The organism is Pseudoalteromonas sp. NEC-BIFX-2020_015, assembly GCF_012952265.1.
Classification (GTDB): domain Bacteria; phylum Pseudomonadota; class Gammaproteobacteria; order Enterobacterales; family Alteromonadaceae; genus Pseudoalteromonas; species Pseudoalteromonas neustonica.
In genome coordinates, this window is record NZ_JABCJL010000018.1 from 1 (window position 1) to 26,179 (window position 26,179).

The following is a 26,179-nucleotide window of genomic DNA, read 5'->3' on the forward strand; positions in this document are numbered from 1 at the left end:
TTAATTCCTTTTGTTTTTGAGCTTCTACAAGGGCCTTCGCTTCCAAGCGCCTACTTTTGGTACTGGTGATACCACAGGCTATGGCGAGTCGTTCGCTAACACCTAATTTCATTAAACTGCGTACTTTGGTACGAGCTATTCCTTTGGAAAGAGCGCCATTGCCGCCAGTAGCACATTCTTATCCTACGACGGATCCAATGATCTAAATCCACTGTTAGTTGATAAGCGTTGGCTATTAGGTAGTAGTGTCCCCAGCCGCGTAAATACTGCGTGAGTTTATGAATTTGTAGGGTCATTGAGATCCCCCAGTTGCGGTTAGTGAGTTCTCTTACATTTGCTTTAAATTTCTTTAGCGCCTGTTCGTGGATCTGCACTTGAGCGTAACGGAAGGTAAACCCGAGAAATTTCGAGCCTGATACGGGACCGACTCGACTTTTCGATTCATTCACTTTGAGTTTTAATCGCTGAGTGATAAACGCAGTAATTTCCCGTTGGATTATGAGTCCTTCGCTTTTCGTTTTTACTAAAATGATTATGTCATCAGCGTAACGTGCAAACTTAAGGTGTTTGTAGGTTAGCTTCTTATCTAATTCATCGAGTAAAATATTGGAAAGTAAAGGGGATAATGGCCCACCTTGAGGGACTCCTTTGGTTGACTCAAACCACAGACCCGTTTCGCGCTCTGCGATCCCCGCTCGGAGGTATTTACCAAGTAGGCGCATGAGTGCTTTGTCTTTGACTTTACGACCAACACGATTCATCAGCATGTCATGGTCTACTTCATCAAAGAACTTAGACAAGTCAATATCAACTGCTGTTTTATAACCTTGTTTAACACAAGATTGAACATGATTTACTGCTTGGCTGGCTCTTTTATGAGGGCGATAACCATAACTATGTGGTGAAAATAGAGGCTCAAAGTAAGGGCTAATCACTTGAGCAATAGCTTGTTGGATCACTCTGTCGATAACAGAAGGGATCCCAAGCATTCGCTCACCGCCATCGGGTTTGGGTATCATCACGCGTTTGACTGGCAAGGGTTGATAAGTGCCGCTAAGTAATTGTTGTTTAATACCCAGCCAATGTAACTTAGCGAAGTCATTAAATTCCTCAATACTCATATTATCAATACCCGCAGCCCCTTTATTGCGCTTAACATGTTGCCATGCTGCACCAATATTGTGGTTGCTCAGTACCCTTGCCATCAGGTCACGATCTGTTTGGTTGTATTCATTCGAGGTATTATTCACAGTCGAACGCTGTTCATCACTATCACAACACGGTGATCTATGTGAATTCAAGTTCATTTGTAGTATCTCCTCTGGTTAAGATGTTCAGGCCTTCACCGTGTCCCCTCCATTACGATGGGCGTTTGGCTACTCGGCAACTGCTCCTGCGTTGCTCTACCTTCTGCATCCATGCAGTCGTATGCCGTCTGCTGACTTCTGATAAATCACTCTAGCGATTACTCGATAAAGCGCGTCGAAACTAACGCTTGTTTACTGCTATTTCGCTCGCTGTAGGTCGCAGCAACCAAAGCGCCAAGGGTTGAACAACCAGTCCCTAACTGGTAATCTTCAAGCATTAGCACGGATGCGTGTTTATCAGATCTCCCCCCCCCCTTTTTACCAATGAAGAACAGGTGCATCGACTTTCTCTGCACAACTGCATCATTTACGGTGGCCGTTAGATCACATGACTTCGCTATCTTGTGCTAGCTCGTCTCCAGCCTACGCCTTATATGATGTTTTTGTTCATCAGCTCGCACTTATTTTTATAAAGAATGCTAGCGGCTTCCTTCAGACTATCTCTCACGATTTAGCCCTTGCCATTTGCGAGTGTCTATCGTTAAATAACAGTGTGTTATTTAAACGGTGATCTTCCTACAGAGGACTTTCACCTCATAAGTCAATGCCCATGTCGGGCGTACACAAGTTGCTCAAACGGACAAAAAACAGTTGGCCTTTGCTCGTACCTCGCTAATTTTAGCCAACAATTTTATTGCCGCTTAGCAAAGCGTTAGGCCACCCGAGGGAGAAATCAACATTGAGCACAATTGAAACATGGATATCGGTTGTTGGGTCTATAGCATCAATCGGTGGGGCTGTATGGGCTTTTATTGAAGCAGGGAAAGCCGCTAATTCTGCAACTAAAGCTGAAAGTGTGAAAGATGAAATAATTGAAAGAAGAAAATTGGTAGAGGTATCTCAGGTATATTCCGAAACTAGCAGAATCTTAAAGGTTGTTTCAAAGGTTGGCCCTTCATGTAACCAATCTCTTTTAAGAGGCGTTAATTGCGGTACGATCGCAAAAGATATCGAAGAGTATTCAAGGTTCATAAATGAACATAGTTCACATTTTACTGATTTTTTCGAAAACAAAGCCAGAGAATTATGTGAGCAGCTGCACCCTAATATAGAAACTTTATCAGAAGCAAAAACATTTGAAGATAAAAAATCGGCCGGTAAAAATATTTATTATAAAATAAATGCTTTTATGCCTTTTGTTAAACAACTTTCCGACGAAAAAAAAGAAAACGTCGCTACAAATTAAGGGATATAAATAATGAAAATTACTGACGGTGAAAAGCTAATCCTTTTAATGCTTAGTGAGCTGTATGACAAATTGGAAGTTGACGGAGAGGTTGAGCCTGACTTTATTCGATCAGCTATTTTCTCTGAAAATACGTGGGGTATTCCTTGGAAGTATTCTGGGATACCGTTTGAAAGGCAAGAAACGCCAGAAATAGTGAAGGAAGTGTTAGATATTCTTGATATGTGGAGCATGATAGAAAGAAGTTACGACAACCTTTCTGATGATGAAAAGGCATTTGTCGAGAAAGAAGCGGCTCCTTTTGGTAAAGACCCAATGTTTCGTGGCTTTGATGGTAACAATGAATCAGAGTACTTAGGAGCAGCATCTTTCTTAGTAAATGACTTAGATAGATTTGAAGAGTTTAAAGGAAGAGACTTTAATTCACATTGCCCATCAGTTGCCACTTACAATCGAATGTTAGGTGTATTCAAACCTATTTTTGAAAACCTTAATTTTCAGCCATTGTCAGCACAAAACGTAGTTGATATTATCAAAGAAAAAATTCACCCAGAGAATAGGTGATGGCCTAATCGGGTAGCCGGAGGTCTCTAACCTCCAGCCCCCACACCACCCATCATGCGCTTTTTATTAACAGGATGTGCAATGGGCGGTTCATCTCCCGTAATGAATATTGATCCAAATATCTCTCAATGACACTAAACCTTGTGACGCTAAGTAGTCATTGCCTAGCGCAATGTTAATTCCTTTTGTTTTTGAGCTTCTACAAGGGCCTTCGCTTCCAAGCGCCTACTTTTGGTACTGGTGATACCACAGGCTATGGCGAGTCGCTCGCTAACACCCAATTTCATTAAACTGCGTACTTTGGTACGGGCTATTCCTTAATAGAGAGCGCCATTGCCGCCAGTAGCACATTCTTATCCTACGGCGGATCCAATGATCTAAATCCACTGTTAGATGATAAGCGTTGGCTATTAGGTAGTAGTGTCCCCAGCCGCGCAAATACTGTGTGAGTTTATTGGGAACTTAGGATGACACCCATCTTAACCCGAATGCACGGTTTCCATTAAGCTGTTGTAATGATCCATTGACATAACGACAGCATCTTCTGCATCTCTGTGGGTAATGATTGTATAGTCTGCATCATTTACTACATGATCGAGTACAGATTTAAGCCCATTTCTTGCTTCAGTAAAAGACACTATTCTCATAATTAACTCACTTTAAGTTGTACAACTAATAAGACAAGTTTAATTAAAAACTATAACCTGTCCAAGATTGAGTACACGTTATACTTAAGCAACTAACGAGGCTGTAAAATAACTCATTTTTAATTTATTTTTATTGATAGTTCAACCATAGCTGAGTTCCTATTTTTGGTTCAATCGGTTACTTTGATTTTTCGTAAAATATAAAAAGAGGGTTTAGTGTTGTTTTAATGGACGTTTTAGAAGGTGGTTTAGTGGCTGATTTAAGACATCGATAATGTAAAAAACTGGTGTTAACTGGTTGGTTTTTTTCGTTGGGTTTCGTGGTACTCAAGCCAACCTACGTTACTTAGTTTAACACCGAGCAAGCTTATGCTTATGCCTTACAACTTACAACTTACAACTTACAACTTACCCGCTATTATCCAATGCATAAAAAAAGCAAGCCAGTAGGCTTGCTTTTTACATTCTTAAACTTTCAAAGCGTTACACTTTCAAGTAGTCCATGATCCCTTCGGCGGCGTTACGCCCCTCAAAGATTGCGGTTACTACTAAGTCTGAGCCACGAACAATATCACCACCAGCAAAGATTTTTGGGTTGGTTGTTTGATGCGTAAACTCACCTTTTTCTGGTGCGTTAATGCCGCCCCAGTGATTTATCTCTACATCGTATTTTTCTAACCAGTCCATTTTGTGTGGTTTGAAACCAAATGCCATTATTACTTGGTCGGCTTCAATAACATGTTCTGAGCCGGGTACTACTTCTGCACGGCTACGGCCTTTTTCATCTGGTTCACCCATTTGGGTTTTTACCATTTGTACGCCTGCTACATGGCCGTTGTCGTTTAGTACTATACCTGTTGGTTGCACGTTAAAGGTAAATTCAACACCTTCTTCTTTAGCGTTTTTCACTTCACGTCTTGAACCTGGCATATTTTCTTCATCACGACGATAAGCACAAATTACTTTCTCTGCACCTTGACGAATCGAGGTACGAAGACAGTCCATCGCTGTATCGCCACCTCCAAGTACCACGACTTTTTGATCTGCCATATCAAGGTATTCTTGATTTGATTCGTCGTAACCCATTACGCGGTTTGTATTGCCAATTAAAAACGGTAGTGCATCATGAACGCCTGGTGCATCTTCGTTTTCAAGGCCCGCTCGCATACTTTGATAAGTCCCCACTCCCAAAAATACTGCGTCGTATTCTGCCAATATTTCATCCATCGTGATATCAACACCAACTTCAACATTGAGTTTAAATTCAACACCCATTTCGGTGAAAATTTCACGACGTTTTTGCATAACTTCTTTTTCAAGTTTAAACGATGGAATACCGAACGTTAGCAGACCACCAATTTCTGGATGACGGTCAAATACCACGGGTTTTACACCATTTCTCACTAGAATATCAGCACAACCTAGACCCGCAGGGCCTGCGCCGATGATAGCTACTTTTTTATCTGTCCATACAACGTAGGACATGTCAGGCTTCCAGCCCATTTTAAACGCGGTATCGGTAATATATTTTTCAATATTACCAATCGTTACAGCGCCAAATTCTTCGTCAAGCGTACAGGAGCCTTCGCATAAGCGGTCTTGTGGGCATACCCGGCCACACACTTCCGGTAAACTATTTGTACGGTGTGACAGCTCTGCGGCTTCAAGGATGCGACCTGTACGAATTAACTTTAACCACTGTGGGATATAGTTATGTACTGGGCATTTCCATTCACAATATGGGTTACCACAATCAAGACAACGATCGGCCTGAGAGTTTACTTGCTTCTCTGAAAAGGGTTCGTAAATTTCAACAAATGACTTTTTACGTGATGAAATTGGCTTCTTGCGAGGATCAACCCGCTGCACGTCTATAAATTGATATACATTTTCGCTCATACTACCCCCTTACTGTGCTTGAACACGAAGTTCAGCACTACTGCGAGCGCGATGCCCGAGTAAACTTTTCACATCACTTGATTTCGGTTTAACAAGTTTGAATTTTGGTAAATACGCTTCAAAACTGGCTAAAATGTTTTCTGCACGGCTTGAGCCGGTTAGCTCCAAATGCTCAGCAATTAGACCTCGTAAGTGTTCTTGATGTGACGCAAGCTCATCTAATAGCACGACTTCAACAAGCTCTGGATTGATGCGTTTTTCAAAATCATTACGCTCATCCAATATATAGGCAAAACCACCGGTCATACCTGCACCAAAGTTAACGCCTACATTACCTAGTACACAAACAACGCCACCGGTCATGTATTCACAGCCATTATCACCCACGCCTTCAACAACCGCTTGCACACCTGAGTTACGAACAGCAAAGCGCTCGCCTGCACAACCTGCAGCAAATAATTTGCCGCCTGTTGCACCATATAAACAGGTATTACCCGCAATAGTCGCTTCATGGCTTTTAAACGAAGAACCGAGCGGTGGGCGAATAACGAGCTTACCGCCCGCCATGCCTTTACCAACGTAATCGTTGGCATCGCCTACTAGCGTCATTTCTAGACCACCGGCATTCCAAACACCAAACGATTGACCCGCTGTACCATGTAATTCAATTGATACAGGATCTGCTGCCATCCCTTGGTTACCATGCTTATCGGCAATATAACCCGATAACATCGCGCCCACTGAACGGTCAGTGTTACAAATACGACTGACTAATGAAATACCACTGCTGGTATCAATTGCTTGTTGCGCTTTTGCTAATAGCGTTTCATTTAACTTACCTAAGTAATGAGACGTATTAGGCGCGCTACAATAAAGCGTTTCACCGGTTGGGTTATTAGGCTGTGCAATCACTGACGATAGGTCAATTTTTTGCTGTTTCGCCGTTTTACCTTCAATCGCTTCTAGTAAATCAAGACGGCCAATGAGATCTGTTAATTTAACAACCCCTAGGCTTGCCATAATTTCACGCGCTTCTTGAGCAATAAACTTAAAGTAGTTCATCGCCATTTCAGGTAAGCCGTGGTAATGCTTTTGACGTAGCGTTTCGTCTTGCGTTGCAACACCGGTCGCGCAGTTATTCAGGTGGCAAATACGTAGATATTTACAGCCTAATGCAACCATAGGCCCAGTACCAAAACCAAAGCTCTCAGCACCTAAAATAGCGGCTTTGATGATATCTAACCCGGTTTTTAAACCACCATCTGTTTGTAAGCGAATACGATGACGTAAGCCATTTTCAACCAGCGCTTGTTGTGTTTCAGCCAGACCAAGTTCCCATGGGCTACCTGCATATTTAACCGAGGTAAGCGGGCTTGCACCGGTACCGCCGTCGTAGCCTGAAATCGTGATTAAATCGGCATACGCTTTTGCTACACCAGTGGCGATAGTGCCAACACCTGGCTCTGAAACCAGTTTCACTGAAATTAACGCTTTTGGATTAACTTGCTTTAAATCGAAAATCAGCTGAGCTAAATCTTCAATCGAATAAATATCGTGATGCGGCGGTGGTGAAATCAAGGTTACACCCGGCACCGAGTAACGAAGCTTTGCAATATACGGGGTTACTTTTTCACCCGGTAATTGACCACCCTCGCCTGGCTTTGCACCTTGCGCTACTTTGATTTGGATAACGTCAGCACTGCGTAAGTAATGCGGTGTTACACCAAAACGCCCTGACGCAACTTGTTTAATACGTGAGTTTTTCTCCGTACCGTAACGAAGCTTATCTTCGCCGCCTTCACCTGAATTTGAACACCCGCCTAAACGGTTCATTGCAATTGCAAGTGCTTCATGCGCTTCTGGTGATAATGCACCAATACTCATTGCAGCAGAGTCAAAACGCTTATATAGCTCAGTTGCAGGCTCAACCTCATTAATATTAATGCCTTCAGCTGGCAGTTTAAGCGCTAGCATGTCACGTAATGTAGCAATTGGGCGTTTATTCACTAAATCAGCGTACACGCTGTAATCAGTGTATTCACCTGATCGCACTGCTTTTTGCAGCGTTTGAATTACATCAGGGTTGTACGCGTGGTACTCACCACCATGAACATATTTTAATAAGCCACCGTGGCTTAATAATTTACGTTTGCTCATTGCTAAGGTATGCAGTTTGCGTTGGTCATCGTCAAAGTCAGTAAAGCAGGCACCTTTAATACGACTTGCTACACCGTGGAAACACGTCTCAACAATACTGTCTGATAAGCCTACTGCTTCAAATAACATTGAACAACGATACGATGCCACGGTACTAATACCCATTTTTGACATGATCTTGTACAGGCCTTTGTTGATCGCATTACGATACGCCAAAGTAACCTGACAATAGCTTTTATTAATCACTTTATTGTCGCTCATCGCAACCAGTGATTCATACGCTAAGTATGGGTAAATAGCCGTTGCACCAAAACCAAGTAATACCGCAAACTGATGTGCGTCGCGCACACTACCGGTTTCAATAATGATGTTTGATTCACAACGTAAATTGTTATCAACAAGACGCTTTTGCACCGCACCAACCGCCATAGCCGCAGGAATTGGTAATTGATTCTCATCAAAATTACGGTCACTTAAAAACAACATGACACAGCCAGCAGCCGCTTTTTCTTGTGCTTCATCACAAATACGAACTACCGCGTCGCCCAGATTTTCATCTTTGTTGTAGGTAATGTCTATTTTGCAATAACTGTAGTGCGCTTGATCGGCGCTGAGTAATTGCTGCATGTCTGCATACATTAAAATAGGTGTATCAAACTGCAATCGCTTAGCGTGACCTGTGGTCTCATTAAATACGTTTTGCTCACTACCAATACACGTTGCCAACGACATTACGTGATTTTCACGCAGTGGATCAATTGGTGGATTTGTTACTTGTGCAAACTTCTGACGGAAGTAATCAAATAAAGAACGGTTACCTTCAGAGAGCACTGCAAATGGCGTGTCGTCCCCCATAGAACCCGTTGCTTCTTGACCAATTTCACCCATCACGCGAATAACGCTATCAAGCTCTTCATTGGTATAGCCAAACATTTTTTGATATTTGGCCAAGGTTTCGTCATCAAATGAACGATTTCCTGCATCTTGTTCTGATAATTGCTCAAACGGGGTTAAACGCTTAACGTTTTCTTCAAGCCAAGCTTTGTATGGATGACGAGATTTTAAATCCTGATCAATTTCATCAGAATGCCAAATTTTCCCCTGCTGAGTATCTATTACGAGTAACTCACCTGGACCGACTCGGCCTTTCTCAACCACTTCATCGGCGGTGTAATCCCAAATACCCACTTCAGAGGCAAGTGTGATAAACCCATCTTGGGTGATCACATAGCGCGCAGGGCGCAGACCATTACGATCCAAGTTACACGCAGCAAAACGACCATCAGACATTACAATACCCGCTGGGCCATCCCATGGTTCCATGTGCATTGAGTTAAAGTCATAAAATGCCCGTAAGTCATCATCCATTGCACGGTTTTTTTGCCATGCCGGTGGCACAAGCATACGCATAGCGCGGAACAAATCCATGCCGCCCGCTAAAAACAGCTCAAGCATGTTATCTAAGCTTGATGAATCTGAACCCGTTTCGTTTACAAACGGTGCTGCTGATTGTAAATCTGGGATCAGTGGCGATGAGAACTTATATGAACGTGCACGTGCCCATTGGCGGTTACCTTGAATAGTATTAATTTCACCATTGTGCGCTAAATAGCGAAATGGCTGTGCTAATGGCCAACGTGGCTGTGTATTTGTTGAAAAACGTTGGTGAAAAACACAAATCGCACTAGTCATGCGAATATCTGCCAAATCTAAATAAAAGTTAGGTAAATCTACCGGCATCATTAAGCCTTTGTAGATAGTCACTAAGCCTGACAAGCTGGCAATATAAAAACCGTCGTCTTCGCTTAAACGCTTTTCAGCACGACGACGCGCAACATACAAACGGCGCTCTAAATCTTTAGGACGCCAACCTTCTGGTGCACTTACAAAGATTTGCTCAAACTTTGGTAGCTGCTTGATTGCAATAGGCCCTAAGCATGACTCATCAGTTGGTACTACACGCCAACCTTGAATATTGAGGGTTTCTTTTTCGAGTTCTTCACTCAATATATCTTTAGCAGCTTGCGCAAGTACTGGATCTGAATTTAGGAAAATCATACCTACAGCATAATTTTTACCCAGGTGCCAATTTTTTTCAGCGGCAATAGCGCGGAAGAAACTGTCTGGTTTTTGTAATAATAAACCACAGCCATCGCCTGTTTTACCGTCGGCAGATATACCACCACGGTGTTCCATACGGTCTAAACCCGTGATCGCTGTACGAATTAAGCGATGACTTGCCTGACCATTAACTTGGGCTATTAAGCCAAAGCCACAATTATCTTTTTCTAATTTTGAGTCGTATAACATAGACCCCTCCCCTTGCTACAACAGCTAGCTATGAATGACCTTCTCGACGGTTTGCTAGCAGACAGTCAAAACTATCGCCAATTGTACATTGAGTCAATAGTGTTTTGAATACATATTCACATTCTTGAATATTTCTCACCACAACACAATCTTTTTATTTCATGCCTTTTTTTAACATTTAGCGATATTTTGGTCATTATTTTTTTATGACACTGGTGTCATAATTAACAAGTTGTAAAATCACAAAATAAAAACAGTACAGTTTACGTAAACGTAAACCTCGCTAAAAGTGAATAAATATTCACTAATCCATTCACCGATATATTTGCTTTAGCCTAAATAGTTGCCATTTAATTTGCACACTTGAGCAGCGTTACTCATACCTGTAGAGCGCTGGCTCTAATCTAGACGCAAATTGTTATATATAAAAGGCAGCTAACTAATGCATAAAAATAATAAAATGTAGCTTTACTGCATAATTAATACTGATTGACCCTGCAAGTTTAAGAACTTAACCGCGCCCCTCTTTACCTCAACGCAAAGCATGCATGTCCGCAGCGGACACTTTAACTGTCCGCGGACAGTTAAAAAATACAAAATAAAAATAATAAACAATAAAATCAAACACCTAAATGTTGGCATGCTTTTCGGATAATAAACTTATGATAGTTAATGGACAGCACCATGTTTATTTTAAGCATTTTTTTAGTTTCGCCAGTTACCATGATTTTAGTTGCATACATGATCACTGTTTTTGAAAAATCACATGCCTAGCCATTCACTCGTGGCTTTGCCTTTAAAGCAAGCAACCCAATTTAGTTATGCTGATTTTAAGTAAGGGATAAAAATGATCAAAGATACCAGCGCACAAGATGTAAGCGTAAAACCTACAACTAACTATAAGAAGCCGTTGATCATTGTTTTGACTCTGCTGTTATTTATTGTTTTGTGTAGCCAAGTTTTTATTGCACAGACCTCTGCAAGCGTGTCTGTAGAACTTAAACGCGTAAATACAGCAACTGTGATTATTGATACGTTAATAAGAGACGTAGCCGCAAGTGGCAAAATAGTTGCTGCAAATGCGCCTCAGGTATACAGCCCTGAACGTGGTTTTGTAGATTTGAAAGTTAAAGCAGGTGATAAAGTACAACTAGGTGATGTTATAGCCACGTTAGAAAGCCCCGAATTAACTAACGAATTAAAACAACAACAATCTGTTTTGCAACGCTTACATGGAGAGCAACAACGCAAGCACTTAGAAGCCCGTCGTCAAACACTCAGCCTAAGTAAAACACTCGATATGGCTCAAGTTGAGCTCAATGCAGCGGATAGAGAAAATCGTCGCGCTCAACTTTCAATTGAAAAAAACCTTATCAGTCAAATTGATTTAGAAAAAGCGGTTGATGAGTTAGCGCGTGCAAAATTAACATTTAAACATGCACAACAAGAAGCTTTACTTGCTAAAGACACCCTTGCCTTTGAGCTACAAGCAGCACAAAGTGATGTTAACCGCCAACAGCTAGTCGTTGATGATTTAACGCGTAAAGTTAATAACTTATCTATTCAAGCATCGGTTACCGGTATTGTCGGGAATTTAATAGTGCAGGAGAAATCAGCCGTTATACAAAGCCAGGCACTGATGACTTTAGTTGATTTAAGTAATTTTGAAGCTCAACTACAAGTACCTGAAAGTTACGCCAACGAGCTGGGTTTAGGGATGCAAGTTGAATTAAAGCTCGGCGCTAGAACTGTAATGGGTGTACTTTCTGCGATCTCCCCTGAAGTTAATAATCGCGAAGTCACTACCCGTGTCCGTTTTGATGAGCCACTTGATAACATCCGTCAAAATCAACGCCTCACGGCACGAATTATATTAGATAACCGTGACGATGTGTTGATGATTAAACGCGGTGCATTTATGCAACAAGGTGGCACTGTGGCTTACAAAGTAATCGGAGATACTGCTACCAGAATTCCTATCAGCATTGGTGCCACCAGCATTAACGCCGTTGAAATATTACAAGGTGTAGCGCCAGGTGATGAGTTAATCATTTCCAGCTACAGCGAATTTAAGCAAGCCGACACTATATTATTACGCTAAAGACTAACAACCTAAACGATAACAACCAAATTAAGTGATATAAACAGGATCCCAACCATGTTAAAAATGAACAATATTAGTAAGATGTACCAAACTGAAATGGTACAAACCCACGCACTAAGAGATTTTAACTTAAACGTTAATGAAGGCGAGTTTATTGCCGTTACAGGCCCAAGCGGTTCAGGTAAAACCACCTTTTTAAATATTGCCGGTATGTTAGAACCCTTTAGCGACGGTGAATATTTTTTAGATGATATTAATGTAGGCAAGCTTAATGACAACCAACGCGCTGACTTACGCAATCAAAAAATTGGTTTTATCTTTCAAGGATTCAATCTTATCCCTGATTTGAATCTCTATGAAAATATTGAAGTACCGCTACGTTATCGTGGTATTAAAGCCAACGAGCGAAAACGCCGTATTGAGCAATGCTTAGAACAAGTCGGTTTGGCCTCACGGGCAAAACATTTACCACAACAATTATCGGGTGGTCAGCAGCAGCGCGTAGCGATTGCCCGCGCACTTGCAGGTGAACCTCGCTTTTTATTGGCTGATGAACCAACTGGTAACCTCGATAGCCTTATGGCACGTCAAGTTATGGAGTTACTTGAACAAATTAATCGCGATGGCGCCACCATTATTATGGTGACTCACGACCCTGAACTTGCCCGCAGAGCACCGCGTAATATTCAAGTAGTCGATGGTCAACTTGCCGACTTTACCTTGTACCAAGGTGCGCAAAATCTTAAAAATGTGGCTGGAGTGTAACTTATGCTATTACATTATCTTGATTTAAGTTGGCGTAGCTTTAAGCGCACGCCATTAGTCAGCTTTTTAATGGTACTGGCAATTGCTATCGGTATTGGTATCACCATGACCAGCTTGAGTGTTTACCACATGATGTCGGCGGATCCTATTCCTGAAAAAAGCAGTCAATTATACAACGTGCAATTACAAACCATGGATGAAGGCCGTACCTGGTGGAAATATGACAACATGCCTTTACAGCTTACCTATCAGGATGCGGTAAACCTACTAAGTGCCCCTGTAGAAACAAACAAAGTGGCTATGGTACGTTCAGGATTTTCAGTGCACCTTAATTCAGATACGTTAAAGCCATTTATTGGCGGTGCTCGTTTAACAACGCCTGATTTCTTTAACATGTTCAATGTACCATTCATCTATGGTGGAGTATGGACACAACAGCAAGAGCAAACTGCTGCGCCTGTGGTTGTACTGAGTGAAAAAATCAATGATAAGTTATTTGCAGGTGAAAACTCCGTCGGAAAAATGATCTATCTTGACGATCTAAGTTACGAAGTTATTGGGGTAATCGCTGACTGGCAATTAACAACCAAATACTATGATTTAAATAACGGTGCTTTTAACGATACTGAAGAGCTATTTATGCCTTTTAGCTTGCTTGAAGCGAATGAGTTCAATAATTGGGGTAATACTAACGGCTGGAAACATGAGGTTACTCATACCTTTAAAGATAAACTGCAATCAGAGAGGTTTTGGATTCAGTTTTGGGTGCAATTGCCCGATGAAAAAGTAAAAAATAAATACCAAGACTACTTACTTGCCTATATGCAAGACCAACAAAAAAATGGTCGTTTTAATCGAAAAGAGCTTCAATACACATTGCGTGACGTAAAACAATGGATGGCCTACAACGATGTTGTAAGTGAAGACAACAAAATTTTAGTGGCACTAAGCTTTATGTTTTTAGCTGTGTGCTTAGCAAATATACTCGGACTCTTATTAGCTAAATTTTTGCGTCGCGCGCCTGAAGTGGGTGTTCGCCGTGCACTTGGAGCCAGCAAACGCCAAATATTTTTACAACACTTAGTCGAAGTTGCAATGCTGGGCTGTTTTGGTGGGCTGCTTGGTATCGTGCTCGCACAAATAGGTTTATTAGGCGTACGTCAAAGTTATGATTATTACTCATCATTAGCAACAATGGATTTAACGATGCTTATAAGCGCACCACTTATTGCTATCACCACCTGTATTCTTGCTGGGCTTTACCCTGCTTGGCTGGTGTGTCGCACTAATCCTGCTATTTACTTAAAAAGCCAATAAAGGAGCTATCACTATGTTAGAGATCAAACCTATATTTCATGCACTGTGTCGCTCCAAAGTGGGCGCTATGTTACTACTGATCCAAATAGCAATTACAACTGCGATTGTCAGTAATGCCGCTTTTATTATTCAAGATAAAATAAGCTTTTTGAGCCAGGAAACAGGTTACCCTGAGCAAGATATTTTCTTATTTAATGTTATGACGTTTGGTAAAGACGTAAATGTTACGCAACAGTTTGAATTAGATGAAGCCATGATCAGGCAATTACCTGGTGTGGTAGGTGCAGCAATGAGTAGCAGTGCCCCATTAACTGGTAGTGGTAGTGCGTCTGACTTTAGCCTAAAACCCGCGCCACAAGAAAGCCTATCAGTCAGAACAGGGTACTTTTTTATTGATGAGCACGGTGTTAACACTTATGGCGTAAAACTAATAGCAGGTAGAAATTTTACCGAAGAGGAAGTCGTCGTTACTAACAACTTTGAAAAACAAGCGAATGTAACAATTGTGTCTCAAGCCTTACTAACGGAGCTATTTCCTGGTGAAAACGGGCTTGGTAAAACGGTTTATTTTGGTGATATTCCCTTAAAAATTGTGGGTGTAGTTGAAAAAATGATGGGACCATGGCTAAAAGACAGCCGCCCAGATAACCTAGCATTCATTCCTTTTATTAATGCCACTAGTTCAGCAAATTTTGTAGTACGAACTGAGCCGGGACAACGTGCGTCCGTTATTAAGCAAATTGAAGAAGCGATGCTCAATAATTACAATAAACGTGTTATTTCACGTATCCGAGGGCTTGATGAAAGCAAGGCAGAATATGTTGCCCAAGATAAACTCATGATGCGAATGTTGATTGTGCTGATCACTATTTTAGTGTTGGTAACTGCACTGGGGATTTTTGGCTTAACCTTATTTAACATCAGTAAACGCACCAAGCAAATTGGTACTCGTCGTGCGCTTGGGGCTAGAAAGTCTGCAATAATTAACTACTTTTTAGTTGAGAATGCGATGATTTGCTGCGTGGGCTTAGTGCTTGGGGTTATAGTAGCGCTATTGCTCGGGCAAATATTGATGCAGTATTTCTCTATTGCAGCGCTACCGCCTAGCTACATCATCATTACTGCCATGGGAGTGTTTTGTATGAGCTTATTAGCCGTATTTGGTCCCGCCAAACGAGCGGCAAATATTTCACCAAGCATAGCAACGCGCACTATTTAATAGTAATCAATAAGCTGTGCTACACTGTAAAATAGTGTAGCACTCAGATAAAACTACCCCTGAATTCGGATAATAACAGCGATTAAAAACAATAATATGGAAAAAATACTCATTGTAGATGACAACCCTGCCATTTTAGATGCATTGTCATTATTATTAGAAATTCATGACTATCAGGTCGTCACCGCCGATACCCCTTTTGCAGCGCTGCAAGTTGTTAACTATCAACGCATAGACTTAGTTATTCAAGATATGAACTTCTCCGCCGACACAACCTCAGGTGAAGAAGGTAAAGATCTCTTTTATCAACTAAGAGCACAAAATCCGCACTTACCTATTATTTTAATTACCGCATGGACTGAACTTGCAACCGCTATTGAGTTAGTTAAAGCAGGTGCGGCGGATTATTTACCAAAACCCTGGGATGACAGCAAGCTTCTTACCTGCATTAGTAATTTAATTGAACTTGGGAAAACTAAACAAGTTAATGCCACCTTCACTCGCCACCAGCAAGAGCGACAAGCACCACTAGAAAACGCAAATCTTGCGGGCTTAGTGTTTGCAAGTACCGCAATGGAAAGTACCGTAACTATGGCGCTGCAAGTTGCAAAATCAGATGTATCTGTGCTGATCAGCGGTCCTAATGGCAGTGGTAAAGAATGCATCGCAGCCATTATTCAGCTCAATTCTCCCTTAGCAGCTAAACCGTTCATTAAAGTCAACGCCGGCGCCCTGCCAACCGAGCTAATAGAAGCTGAATTGTTTGGGGCTGAATCAGGTGCATTTACGGGGATCACAAAACAACGCATTGGTCGCTTTGAAGCTGCTGATGGCGGCACCTTATTTTTAGACGAAATAGGTAATTTACCGCTTTCAGGACAAATGAAGCTACTTAGGGTATTACAAACTGGTGAATTTGAACGTTTAGGTTCCACGCAAACACGAAAAGTTGATGTGCGTGTTATTTCAGCCACCAATGAAAATTTACCGAATGCGATTCAAGCCGGTCGCTTTCGTGAAGATTTGTATTATCGGCTGAATGTGATTGAGTTAGCGTTACCGGCATTATCACAACGACAAGACGATATAATGCCTTTGCTTAATCACTTTTTGCCAGATCGTGAACTCACCTTACAAGCAGAGCAAGCATTAATAAAGCACACTTGGCCTGGTAACGTACGAGAACTTGAAAACGCCTGCAAACGTGTTGCGGTACTCAAACCAACTGGATTATTAGATATTAGCGACTTTGCTTTAACGCAAACAAATTCAAACATAACCACACCAAGTATAGAGCCAAGTAAAGCAGATATTGAATCAGCCATGCGCGAACATCAAGGTGTCATAGCCAAAGTGGCACGTCAATTTGGTTTAAGCCGCCAAGCGCTGTATCGTCGTTTGCAAAAAATGGATATTGACTATTAATGGCGTTCCCTCTTAATTCATTACCGTTGGTACATAAAATTAGCCTATATTGTGCTTTAGCAAGCGCACTGCCCGTTTTACTCATTGGATGGCTATGTAAATTAAGTTTGCCTTGGCTTATTAGTAGTGCTGTAGGCAGTGCTGTTTTAGCAATACTGCTGATAAGGCAATTGAGTTGTAACCTTGTAAAAGGCATGCAATCGCTCGAAACTGGTTTACTCAATTTTAAAGATGGTGAACTTTCAAGTTTACTCGCTTATAACCAGCGCGATGAGCTTGGCCAGTTGTGCCAATTGTATAACCAAACAGCTAAACAACTACGACAAGAAAAACAATGGGTTTATCAACGCGAACTTATGCTTGATAAAGTCCTGCAAAGCTCCCCGCAAGCTCTATTACTTATAAACGATAATGATACTGTTGTGTTTAGCAACCTAAGTAGTCGCGCACTTTTTAATTGTGCAAACGCACTTGAAGGTATGAAATTAACTGAACTACTTAAGTTAGCGCCAAAACAATTAGCCACAGCATTAGCGCAAGGTTTTGATGGTTTATTTAGTATCGAAAAAGACGCCCAAGAAGCGCAAACATGGCATTTAGCAACAGGCGAATTTTTGCTGAACAATCAGCGCCATCACTTGTATATTTTTAAACAACTCACACGAGAGCTTAGCCGACAAGAAGTTGCGGTCTGGAAAAAAGTGATCCGTATTATTAGTCATGAACTAAATAATTCATTAGGTCCAATGTCATCAATGTTACACAGTGCCCAACTGCTCGCTAATAAAGTAGATGAGCCCCGCTTAAGCCGAGTTTTTGCAACCATAGATGAGCGGATCGCGCATTTAACTGCATTTGTACAAGGTTATGGTAAATTTGCCAAGTTACCGCAACCTCAACGCAGCCCTATTGAATGGCCGACACTACTTACGTCACTGCAAACTCAATGGCAATTTCACTATCAAATTACACCGTCACAATACACAACCCATGCAGATCAAACACAAGTAGAGCAGTTACTTATTAATTTACTAAAAAATGCGCATGAGTCAGGCGCTGATCCACAGCATATCAATGTAAACATTAGCCATGATCAACACGCAACTTTAATTGCTGTCAGCGATAATGGCAAAGGCATGAGTGAGCAAGTAATGGCGAATGCACTTATTCCGTTTTATTCAACTAAAGCAAGCGGTAGCGGTTTAGGCCTGGCGTTATGTCGTGAAATTGCAGAAGCCCATCGTGGTCATATTAGTTTGCATAATCATAAACAAGGAGGATTAAGCGTACATGTTGTATTGCCTCACCAATCCAAAACACAAAAATAATGAAACTGTAGGGGATCGCCATGCGTGTTAGCGCCTTTTACCCGTTGCGGGGGTTGTCCTTCGCGTTATATGCTCAAACGAGCCAAGAGGTGATCGTCGTTGAAATTAAACACTTTTTAAACCTATAAACTATAGGGTGATTTGGGTATATACCCAAGCCACCTCAAGATGCGAGTTTCAGTTGGAATTTAAAGCGATTTAGGCAAGGCATTGATTGCAAGTAATAGTGGTTCTATTGTTAAAATTAATAACGCAGAATAAATCGCTTTAAAACCAACCCGCTGGGCGCTTCACAGGGACTCACTCTCATCGTTGTTACTTCTTAAAAGGGATTGCCATTATTGCAAAGTAACGCCTTGATATTAAGCCCCTGTGAAACGCTGAATTCTGCATCTTGAGGTGACTTGGGTATAGATGTCGCAAGGGCGTGTTGACCTTTGTGGATTGAAATTTGTTCAATCTAGGGGCGATTTAATCGCGGCGCGAGGTTTGTAACCTAGTGGGCTAAGTAAAAATCGAGCAACAAAGAGTTAATCGCCCTTAGAAAGAACCCTTTGGGCAGCGCATGTTTGGCATTTATACTGCGTTATCGCCTATTTATGGGGAACAACCACACACCATAGGCTCTGCCTTGCCTAAATACCAAATAGACTGCTGCAAAATCAATCACGAAAGGTCAACACGTCCTAGCTAAACTATCGCCTTTCATCATATTGCCACAGACGTCGTAACTAAGACTCGCCAACCGCCACTGCAGTAAACTCGTTTTACTTCTATCTCACCTTAAAAATGTTTACAAGCAAAAGGCAATACGCGCCCCTTTTGTTTAATTATTAACTATTTAACTTAAAAATAGGTGATTGCAACGCATTTTCATATGAAGCTGATATGTTATATAGTATCAACTTCAATCGCTTTTTATAAAAAATGTTAAGGATAATAAAATTGCTTTCCAAGTTACGCGTTGTTACGCCACTTTTTTTAAGTATAACATGTTGCTTTTCTTCATTAACTTATGCAGAAAAAAGAGAGCGGTATGATCCTTCTTTCTTTACGGTTTATTCGGTACAAACAGCCTTTGATATGGTTAATAGGCTCCCTGGTTTTAAAGTTGATCTAGGTAAAAGTGTCAGGGGTTTTTCAGGCGGCGCTGGGAACATTCTCATTGACGGCGCTAGATTATCTGCAAAATCCGGTGGCTTAAAAGAAGCATTACTACGGATCCCAGCGCAGCAAGTTGCCTATATTGAAATTAACCGTTCAGCATCTGGTGTGGGTGATGCGTCAGGTAAAGCAATGGTTGCAAATATTGTTAGAGTACCGCAATTACAAGCAGGACAATATAGCATTACATTATCAAAAGCAGGACAGGATGTACTCTTCCCCGAGGCGCAAATCAGTTATGTCACGCAATTAGGGCAGTGGCAGAGTAACTTTAAAGGGGATATTAAGTTTAAAGATATTCCTAGTCAATCAGAGTATGAGCTAACCTCACAGGCAGGTCGTCACTTAAATAATGCGACCGAAGTTAAAAAAGAAAGTTTAAATGAAATTTTTATCTCTGGTGACGCATCTAGACAACAGCAAGATGCACAACAACAGTTTACATTTAGGGTTGGTAAAAGTCAGTATCGACCTCAGTTACAGCGTACCACAACAACATTAAACAGTATCGAGGTACTGCATAATGACCGCGACAGCGTGTATCACACAGCTGAAGCGGGATTTAATTGGTCGCTTCCTGTTGCTAATTGGCGGCTTAAACACCTTGGAATTGTTAATTTCACCCATTGGACTGTCGACAGGCAAACAGAAGCATTTATCGAAACAATGCCCCGTTATGAAAATTATGACTTTCAACGTAATAAATGGGAATCTATTTATCGTGGCACAGCACAGAAAAAACACACAAAAAGCAGTCAAGAGCTAGGCGTTGAACTGACCTATAACTATGCCAACAACAACACACGCTACCTTAAAACACAAAATAATGTGCAGCAAGTTGTGCAATTACCTGCCGCCAATGTAGAAATAAAAGAGCAAAGGGCTGAAGTTTTTTATAATCATGCCTGGCAGTTAGACAGCACAACAGGCTTTAACGCAGGAATAGCCTTAGAGCATTCAAGTATTGAAGTAAAGGGAGATGCCAGTAATCAAGATGATTACTTGTTTATTAAACCAAGTTTAGCCTATTCACATCAACTTTCACCTAAATGGCAGGGGCAAGTACAGTTTAACCGAGTGGTAAATCAACTGTCGTTTAAATTATTTGCTGCGCAAAGTAATGCTGAAGCAAATAGGCAGCAAGCGGGTAACCCAGCATTAAAACCAGATAGTTACTACCGCTTAAGTGTGGATTCTAACTACCAATTGAGTGACAAAAATGTAATTAAAATGACGCTATTCGGACAATGGCATCAAGACGGTTTAGAGTATCAAATTTTACCTTCAGGAGCCGAAGGGATCGCCAATGGAGGTAATGCCCGAGTTATGGGGATCAATCTCGATGTTTCTTTAGGTTTAGATTTTGTGCTCCCCAATGGCGTAATGGATATTGAGTTTACAACACAAAAAAGCTCCTATTCAGATCCGATAACATTAACGGACAGAGCGATTAATCAACAGCAGCGGCCAACATTAAAAGCGCAGATCCGCCAAGACATCATAGCGCATGATTTTTCTTGGGGGGTAAACTACATAGGGAAAAACACACGACAAAACTATTATGTGTCTGAATACGTTGAACTAAAAGAACAAGAAGATTTTGATGCTTTTATAGAATATAAAGGGTTTGGCTCAAGTGTAATTACTTTTACAGTATCTCAGTTGAACCGTGCTCAATCAATGCAGTATAGGCACTTTTATAGCCCTAATCGTTCTGGGGTTTTGAGTCAGTCAGAACTGCGTGATAAGCGCCATGAACGGGTGGTAAGTTTGAACTATGCGACCACTTTTTAAAGCCTAAATTAATACTCAATGGTTTTAGATTAATTGTCGCCACCGCTCACTACTTCATGCGCATTGAGGCTATTGAACGAGTTGGCACAGTGATACCAATCGGCTTAAATATTTAACCATGCTAGCGGACTAAATAAGGCGCTAACTGCGTTTATCTTTCGCTATAAATGCTCATTAACTTAACACGATTGGTATCAGACAATCGTTATTTACATACGAACGCGCTTTTTCCAATTTTATAAATAAAAATGCCAGTCAGTATTAGCTGACTGGCATTTCATATAAAGTGGTTTTTCTATTTCAGCAATGCTTATTCAGCATCAGCTTCTTTATATTTTTCTGCTGTTTCAGTGATCAGTGGTTGTAACTCACCACGTTGAAACATTTCAATAATGATGTCACATCCACCTATTAATTCGCCATCAATCCACAATTGTGGAAATGTTGGCCAATTAGCATATGCTGGTAATTCAGCACGAATATCAGGATTAAGTAAAATATCAACATAAGCAAACGGTTCACCGCATGACATTAATGCTTGAGATGCTTGTGAAGAAAAACCACAATTTGGTAATTTAGGCGATCCTTTCATATAAAGGATAATTGGATTTTCAGAAATTTGCTGTTTAATTTTATCTATGGTTTCCATCTACAACCTCAAAAATGACGATAGCTGAACATATCAAGGCTTGAAAATTTTTCATTAAGCCTCATATATGTATCTTAAAGTGGGCAAATAAAGCCGCAATCGAAATAGTCTTGCATTTGCATTGCTGTTTGGCATTGCTGTTTGCTAAAACTTGAGTAAAATACTCAACAATTATAGTAACACTATAATTCTGTTTGGTATAGATAAGTGGTCTGTTCGAGCAGGCATTACGTATTACCAAACGGACTATCAACCAAAAGAAGATGGAGATAAAAATGTCATTTGAACTACCGTCACTACCATATGCAATTGATGCACTTGAGCCACACATTTCAAAAGAAACGTTAGAGTTTCACCACGGCAAGCACCACAACACATACGTTGTTAAACTTAACGGTTTAGTTGGTGGTACTGAATTCGAAAATAAAACACTTGAAGAAGTAGTATGTTCTTCAGATGGTGGTGTATTTAACAATGCAGCACAAATCTGGAATCACACTTTTTACTGGAACAGCCTATCTCCAAATGGCGGTGGCGAAGCAACGGGCGCGGTTGCAGATGCTATCAATGCTAAATGGGGCTCTTTTGAAGCATTCCAAACAGCTTTTAATGACAAAGCTGTAAACAACTTTGGTTCAAGCTGGACATGGTTAGTAAAATTAGCTGATGGTTCTTTAGACCTTGTTAATACATCTAACGCAGCAACTCCACTAACTCAAGACGGTGTTACACCGCTTCTTACTGTGGATCTGTGGGAACATGCTTATTACATCGATTTCCGTAACGTTCGTCCAGATTACTTAAAAGCATTCTGGTCGCTTGTTAACTGGGAATTCGCGAACGCTAACTTCGCATAATTAGCAGCTCATTTTGAGCTAACCTAGTTTAAAAGACGCTTCGGCGTCTTTTTTGTTTTTTAACATAAATTTTTAATTTTATTGCACAAAAATCTAAATTCGTGACTAAGCTTTATATAACCTTTGCTTATTTTTAATCTTTAAGCACCTAGTTTAAGCAGGTTTTCGGAGGTCTTCATGAGTATTTTTGAGCATTACCAAGCACGATACGAAGCGGCACAGGAAGAAGAGTACAGTATCGCTGAGTTCTTAGAAATTTGTAAAACGGATAAATCGGCATATGCCAGCGCACCAGAGCGATTATTAACAGCGATTGGTGAGCCAAAAATGGTCGATACGTCAACTGATGCACGTCTAAGTCGGTTATTTTCAAACCGAGTTGTCGCACGCTACCCCGCATTTAATGATTTTTATGGTATGGAAGATGCCATAGAGCAAATCGTTTCATACCTAAAACATGCCGCACAAGGACTTGAAGAGTGTAAGCAAGTACTTTACTTACTGGGCCCTGTAGGCGGTGGTAAATCGTCCATTGCAGAAAAACTCAAGTACCTAATGCAACAGGTGCCAATTTACTCCATTAAAGGCTCTCCGGTTAACGATCACCCATTGGCACTGTTTGACCCTAACGAGGATGCTGATCTGCTCGCAAAAGAGTACGGTATAAAACCACGCTACTTAAAAACGATTATGTCACCATGGGCAACTAAACGCTTATCTGAATTTAATGGTGATATTAGCCAATTTAAAGTGGTAAAACGTTACCCATCAATTTTAAATCAAATTGCGATTGCCAAAACTGAACCTGGTGATGAAAACAATCAGGATATTTCAGCGTTAGTCGGTAAAGTTGATATTCGCCAGCTAGAACATTTTGCCCAAAATGATCCCGATGCTTATGCGTACTCAGGCTCACTCTGTCTTGCCAACCAAGGCTTGATGGAATTTGTTGAGATGTTTAAAGCGCCTATCAAAGTGCTACACCCCTTGCTGACTGCTACACAAGAGGGTAACTATAACGGCACAGAAGGGATTAGCGCCCTGCCCTTTAGCGGCATGATTTTAGCTCATTCAAACGAATCTGAATGGCAAACCTTTAAAAACAACAAAAATAATGAAGCATTTTTAGACCGTGTTTATATTGTAAAAGTGCCCTATTGTTTACGCGCTTCAGAAGAAGTGAAAATTTACGACAAATTGCTAGAGCATAGCGAACTATACAACGCACCTTGCGCACCGGGTACACTTGAAACGCTGGCTAAATTTACAACATTATCTCGATTAAAAGATCCTGAAAACTCCAGTATCTACTCAAAAATGCGCGTTTATGACGGAGAAAGCCTAAAAGATACCGATCCTAAAGCAAAATCATATCAAGAGTATCGTGATTACGCCGGTGTTGATGAAGGCATGACAGGGCTATCTACCCGCTTTGCATTTAAGATTCTATCGCGCGTCTTTAATTTTGATACCACGGAAGTAGCCGCCAATCCAGTGCACTTATTCTACGTGCTTGAACAGCAGATTGAACGTGAGCAATTTTCTGCTGACGTTGAAGAGCGCTACCTGAGTCACTTAAAAGGCTATTTAATTCCGCAGTATGTTGAGTTTATTGGTAAAGAATTGCAAACAGCTTATTTAGAGTCGTACTCAGAATACGGGCAAAATATTTTTGATCGCTATGTAACCTACGCTGATTTTTGGATTCAAGATCAAGAGTACCGCGACCCTGATACCGGCCAATTATTTAACCGTGAAGCCTTAAATGCTGAGCTTGAGAAAATTGAAAAACCAGCAGGCATTTCCAACCCTAAAGATTTCCGCAACGAAATAGTTAACTTTGTACTACGTGCTCGTGCTCACAATAACGGTAAAAATCCGTTGTGGACCAGCTATGAGAAACTACGCACTGTGATTGAGAAAAAAATGTTCTCAAATACCGAAGAGTTATTACCCGTTATTTCATTCAATGCAAAAACATCTGCAGAAGATCAGAAAAAACACGAAGACTTCGTCAATCGGATGGTGGAAAAAGGATACACCCAAAAGCAAGTTCGTTTGTTATCTGAATGGTATTTACGAGTGCGTAAATCGCAATAACACACAAAGGTGTATTTTTAGGGGGTCTTTATGGCGCATTTTATAGACCGTCGCCTGAGCGGTAAAAATAAGAGCACGTTAAATCGTCAACGCTTTATTAGGCGATATAAAAAACAGATCAAAGAAGCTGTATCAGATGCTATCAATAAACGCAGTGTCACTGATACCAGTAGCGGAGAGAGTATTTCTATTCCGCAGCGGGATATTAGTGAGCCAACGTTTCATCAAGGTAAAGGAGGCGATAGAGAGCAGATTCACCCTGGTAACGATCAATTTTCTACGGGCGATAAAATTAAGCGCCCGCAAGGTGGTCAAGGTGGAGGTGCGGGCGAAGGTGAAGCAAGTGACTCAGGCGAAGGCGAAGATGACTTTGTATTCTCAATTTCTAAAGATGAGTATTTAGATTTACTATTTGAAGATTTAGAGCTACCAAACCTTCAACAAAATCAACTTGATAAACTAGTACAAATGAAAACACATCGCGCCGGGTTTTGCAGCGATGGTATGCCTAGTAATATCGACATCGTGCGTTCACTGCAAGGCTCACTTGCAAGGCGCGTTGCGATGAGTGCAGGTAAAAAACGTGAGCTAGCTCAGTTACAAGAGCAGCTTGCTGCGTTAATGGCTGATCCTGAACCGGATATAGCAGCCATAGCGTTAATGGAGCAAGAAATTGCCCAATTGCAAAAACGTATTGGCGCTGTGCCCTTTATTGATAACTATGATTTGCGTTTTCGTAATTATGAAAAACAACCTCACCCAACGAGTAAAGCCGTGATGTTTTGTATTATGGATGTGTCGGGCTCGATGGATCAGGCAACCAAAGATATGGCAAAACGCTTTTATATTTTGCTGTATCAGTTTTTAACACGTAGCTATAAAGATATTGAAGTGGTGTATATTCGCCATCACACTCAAGCAAAAGAAGTCGATGAGCAAGAGTTTTTCTATTCGCAAGAGACAGGCGGAACAATCGTCTCCAGCGCATTGAAATTAATGCATGAGATCATACAAGAGCGCTATAACGCGGGTGAGTGGAATATTTATGCTGCGCAAGCCTCTGATGGCGATAATTGGGCAGATGACACCCCACAATGCGGTGAAATATTGCGTAATAAACTCTTAAATGATGTGCGTTATTACACGTATATTGAGATCACGACGCGTGCCCATCAAAGCTTATGGCGTGAGTATGAAAAAATTTGTCAAAGCAATGATAATTTTGCCATACAACATATTCGAAGTGTTGAAGATATTTACCCTATTTTTAGAGAGCTATTTAAAAAAAGTCGTCAACACCAAGGTGCAGCTTAAGCTGTACAGCGAG

At 41.1% G+C, this 26,179-nt stretch carries 17 protein-coding genes and 2 pseudogenes; 12 read left to right on the forward strand and 7 right to left on the reverse strand.

The genetic code is table 11. The features are described 5' to 3' along the window. Nucleotides 1–95: 95 nt before the first annotated feature. Both ltrA and HH219_RS13725 read right to left on the reverse strand, forming a co-directional pair. Nucleotides 96–1,307 (reverse strand): group II intron reverse transcriptase/maturase, encoded by a 1,212-nt coding sequence (ltrA, locus tag HH219_RS13720; protein WP_249118528.1) that lies wholly within the window; start codon nt 1,305–1,307, stop codon nt 96–98. A 158-nt stretch (nt 1,308–1,465) separates the two neighbouring features. Further along, nucleotides 1,466–1,648 carry a hypothetical protein gene (locus HH219_RS13725; RefSeq protein WP_169327796.1) on the reverse strand — a complete coding sequence of 61 codons (183 nt, stop codon included), beginning with the start codon at nt 1,646–1,648 and terminating at the stop codon, nt 1,466–1,468. A gap of 398 nt (nt 1,649–2,046) precedes the next feature. Here HH219_RS13725 and HH219_RS13730 point away from each other — a divergent pair, with 398 nt between their 5' ends. After that, nucleotides 2,047–2,553 (forward strand): hypothetical protein, encoded by a 507-nt coding sequence (locus tag HH219_RS13730; protein ID WP_169327797.1) that lies wholly within the window; start codon nt 2,047–2,049, stop codon nt 2,551–2,553. A gap of 12 nt (nt 2,554–2,565) precedes the next feature. Continuing rightward, on the forward strand, nt 2,566–3,117 hold the full coding sequence (locus HH219_RS13735) for a YfbU family protein (RefSeq protein WP_169327798.1): 552 nt from the start codon (nt 2,566–2,568) through the stop codon (nt 3,115–3,117). Between the two features lie 90 nt (nt 3,118–3,207). Here HH219_RS13735 and HH219_RS13740 read toward each other — a convergent pair. From HH219_RS13740 to gltB, 4 genes and pseudogenes are all read right to left on the reverse strand, one after another. After that, nucleotides 3,208–3,570, reverse strand: a pseudogene (locus HH219_RS13740) (group II intron maturase-specific domain-containing protein); the annotation flags it as partial. A 35-nt stretch (nt 3,571–3,605) separates the two neighbouring features. Next, nucleotides 3,606–3,764 (reverse strand): annotated as a pseudogene (locus HH219_RS13745) (type II toxin-antitoxin system Phd/YefM family antitoxin); the annotation flags it as partial. A gap of 483 nt (nt 3,765–4,247) precedes the next feature. Continuing rightward, entirely contained in the window at nt 4,248–5,663 is a 1,416-nt protein-coding gene (locus HH219_RS13750; protein WP_054205782.1) for an FAD-dependent oxidoreductase, read from the reverse strand. Nucleotides 5,664–5,672: 9 nt separating this feature from the next. Then, nucleotides 5,673–10,130, reverse strand: a complete 4,458-nt coding sequence (gene gltB, locus HH219_RS13755) for a glutamate synthase large subunit (RefSeq protein ID WP_169327799.1) — start codon at nt 10,128–10,130, stop codon at nt 5,673–5,675. Nucleotides 10,131–10,977: 847 nt separating this feature from the next. Here gltB and HH219_RS13760 point away from each other — a divergent pair. From HH219_RS13760 to HH219_RS13790, 7 genes are all read left to right on the forward strand, one after another. Next, complete coding sequence (locus HH219_RS13760) at nt 10,978–12,231, forward strand: HlyD family efflux transporter periplasmic adaptor subunit (RefSeq protein WP_169327800.1); 1,254 nt, start codon at nt 10,978–10,980, stop codon at nt 12,229–12,231. A 57-nt stretch (nt 12,232–12,288) separates the two neighbouring features. Continuing rightward, nucleotides 12,289–12,999, forward strand: coding sequence for an ABC transporter ATP-binding protein (locus HH219_RS13765; RefSeq protein ID WP_054205779.1), 711 nt, complete (start codon nt 12,289–12,291; stop codon nt 12,997–12,999). Nucleotides 13,000–13,002: 3 nt separating this feature from the next. Further along, on the forward strand, nt 13,003–14,316 hold the full coding sequence (locus tag HH219_RS13770) for an ABC transporter permease (RefSeq protein ID WP_169327801.1): 1,314 nt from the start codon (nt 13,003–13,005) through the stop codon (nt 14,314–14,316). A gap of 13 nt (nt 14,317–14,329) precedes the next feature. Then, a complete protein-coding gene (locus tag HH219_RS13775; RefSeq protein WP_169327802.1) occupies nt 14,330–15,535 on the forward strand; it encodes an FtsX-like permease family protein in 1,206 nt (401 codons plus the stop codon). A 96-nt stretch (nt 15,536–15,631) separates the two neighbouring features. After that, nucleotides 15,632–16,960, forward strand: coding sequence for a sigma-54 dependent transcriptional regulator (locus tag HH219_RS13780; protein WP_169327803.1), 1,329 nt, complete (start codon nt 15,632–15,634; stop codon nt 16,958–16,960). Continuing rightward, nucleotides 16,960–18,288 (forward strand): ATP-binding protein, encoded by a 1,329-nt coding sequence (locus HH219_RS13785; RefSeq protein WP_169327804.1) that lies wholly within the window; start codon nt 16,960–16,962, stop codon nt 18,286–18,288. Before HH219_RS13780 ends, HH219_RS13785 begins: the two co-directional genes overlap by 1 nt. A gap of 1,083 nt (nt 18,289–19,371) precedes the next feature. Continuing rightward, entirely contained in the window at nt 19,372–21,246 is a 1,875-nt protein-coding gene (locus tag HH219_RS13790; protein ID WP_169327805.1) for a TonB-dependent receptor, read from the forward strand. 310 nt (nt 21,247–21,556) lie between these two features. On the opposite strand, the gene HH219_RS13795 is transcribed toward HH219_RS13790, so the two are convergent. After that, complete coding sequence (locus tag HH219_RS13795; RefSeq protein WP_064435892.1) at nt 21,557–21,895, reverse strand: Grx4 family monothiol glutaredoxin; 339 nt, start codon at nt 21,893–21,895, stop codon at nt 21,557–21,559. A gap of 275 nt (nt 21,896–22,170) precedes the next feature. Here HH219_RS13795 and HH219_RS13800 point away from each other — a divergent pair, with 275 nt between their 5' ends. From HH219_RS13800 to HH219_RS13810, 3 genes are all read left to right on the forward strand, one after another. Further along, nucleotides 22,171–22,752: a Fe-Mn family superoxide dismutase gene (locus tag HH219_RS13800; protein WP_054455059.1), complete on the forward strand. Its 582-nt coding sequence runs from the start codon at nt 22,171–22,173 to the stop codon at nt 22,750–22,752. 177 nt (nt 22,753–22,929) lie between these two features. Further along, nucleotides 22,930–24,852 (forward strand): PrkA family serine protein kinase, encoded by a 1,923-nt coding sequence (locus HH219_RS13805; RefSeq protein WP_054205771.1) that lies wholly within the window; start codon nt 22,930–22,932, stop codon nt 24,850–24,852. Between the two features lie 30 nt (nt 24,853–24,882). After that, the gene (locus HH219_RS13810; protein WP_169327806.1) at nt 24,883–26,166 is read left to right on the forward strand and encodes a YeaH/YhbH family protein; all 1,284 of its coding nucleotides are present in this window, start codon (nt 24,883–24,885) and stop codon (nt 26,164–26,166) included. Nucleotides 26,167–26,179: the final 13 nt, after the last annotated feature.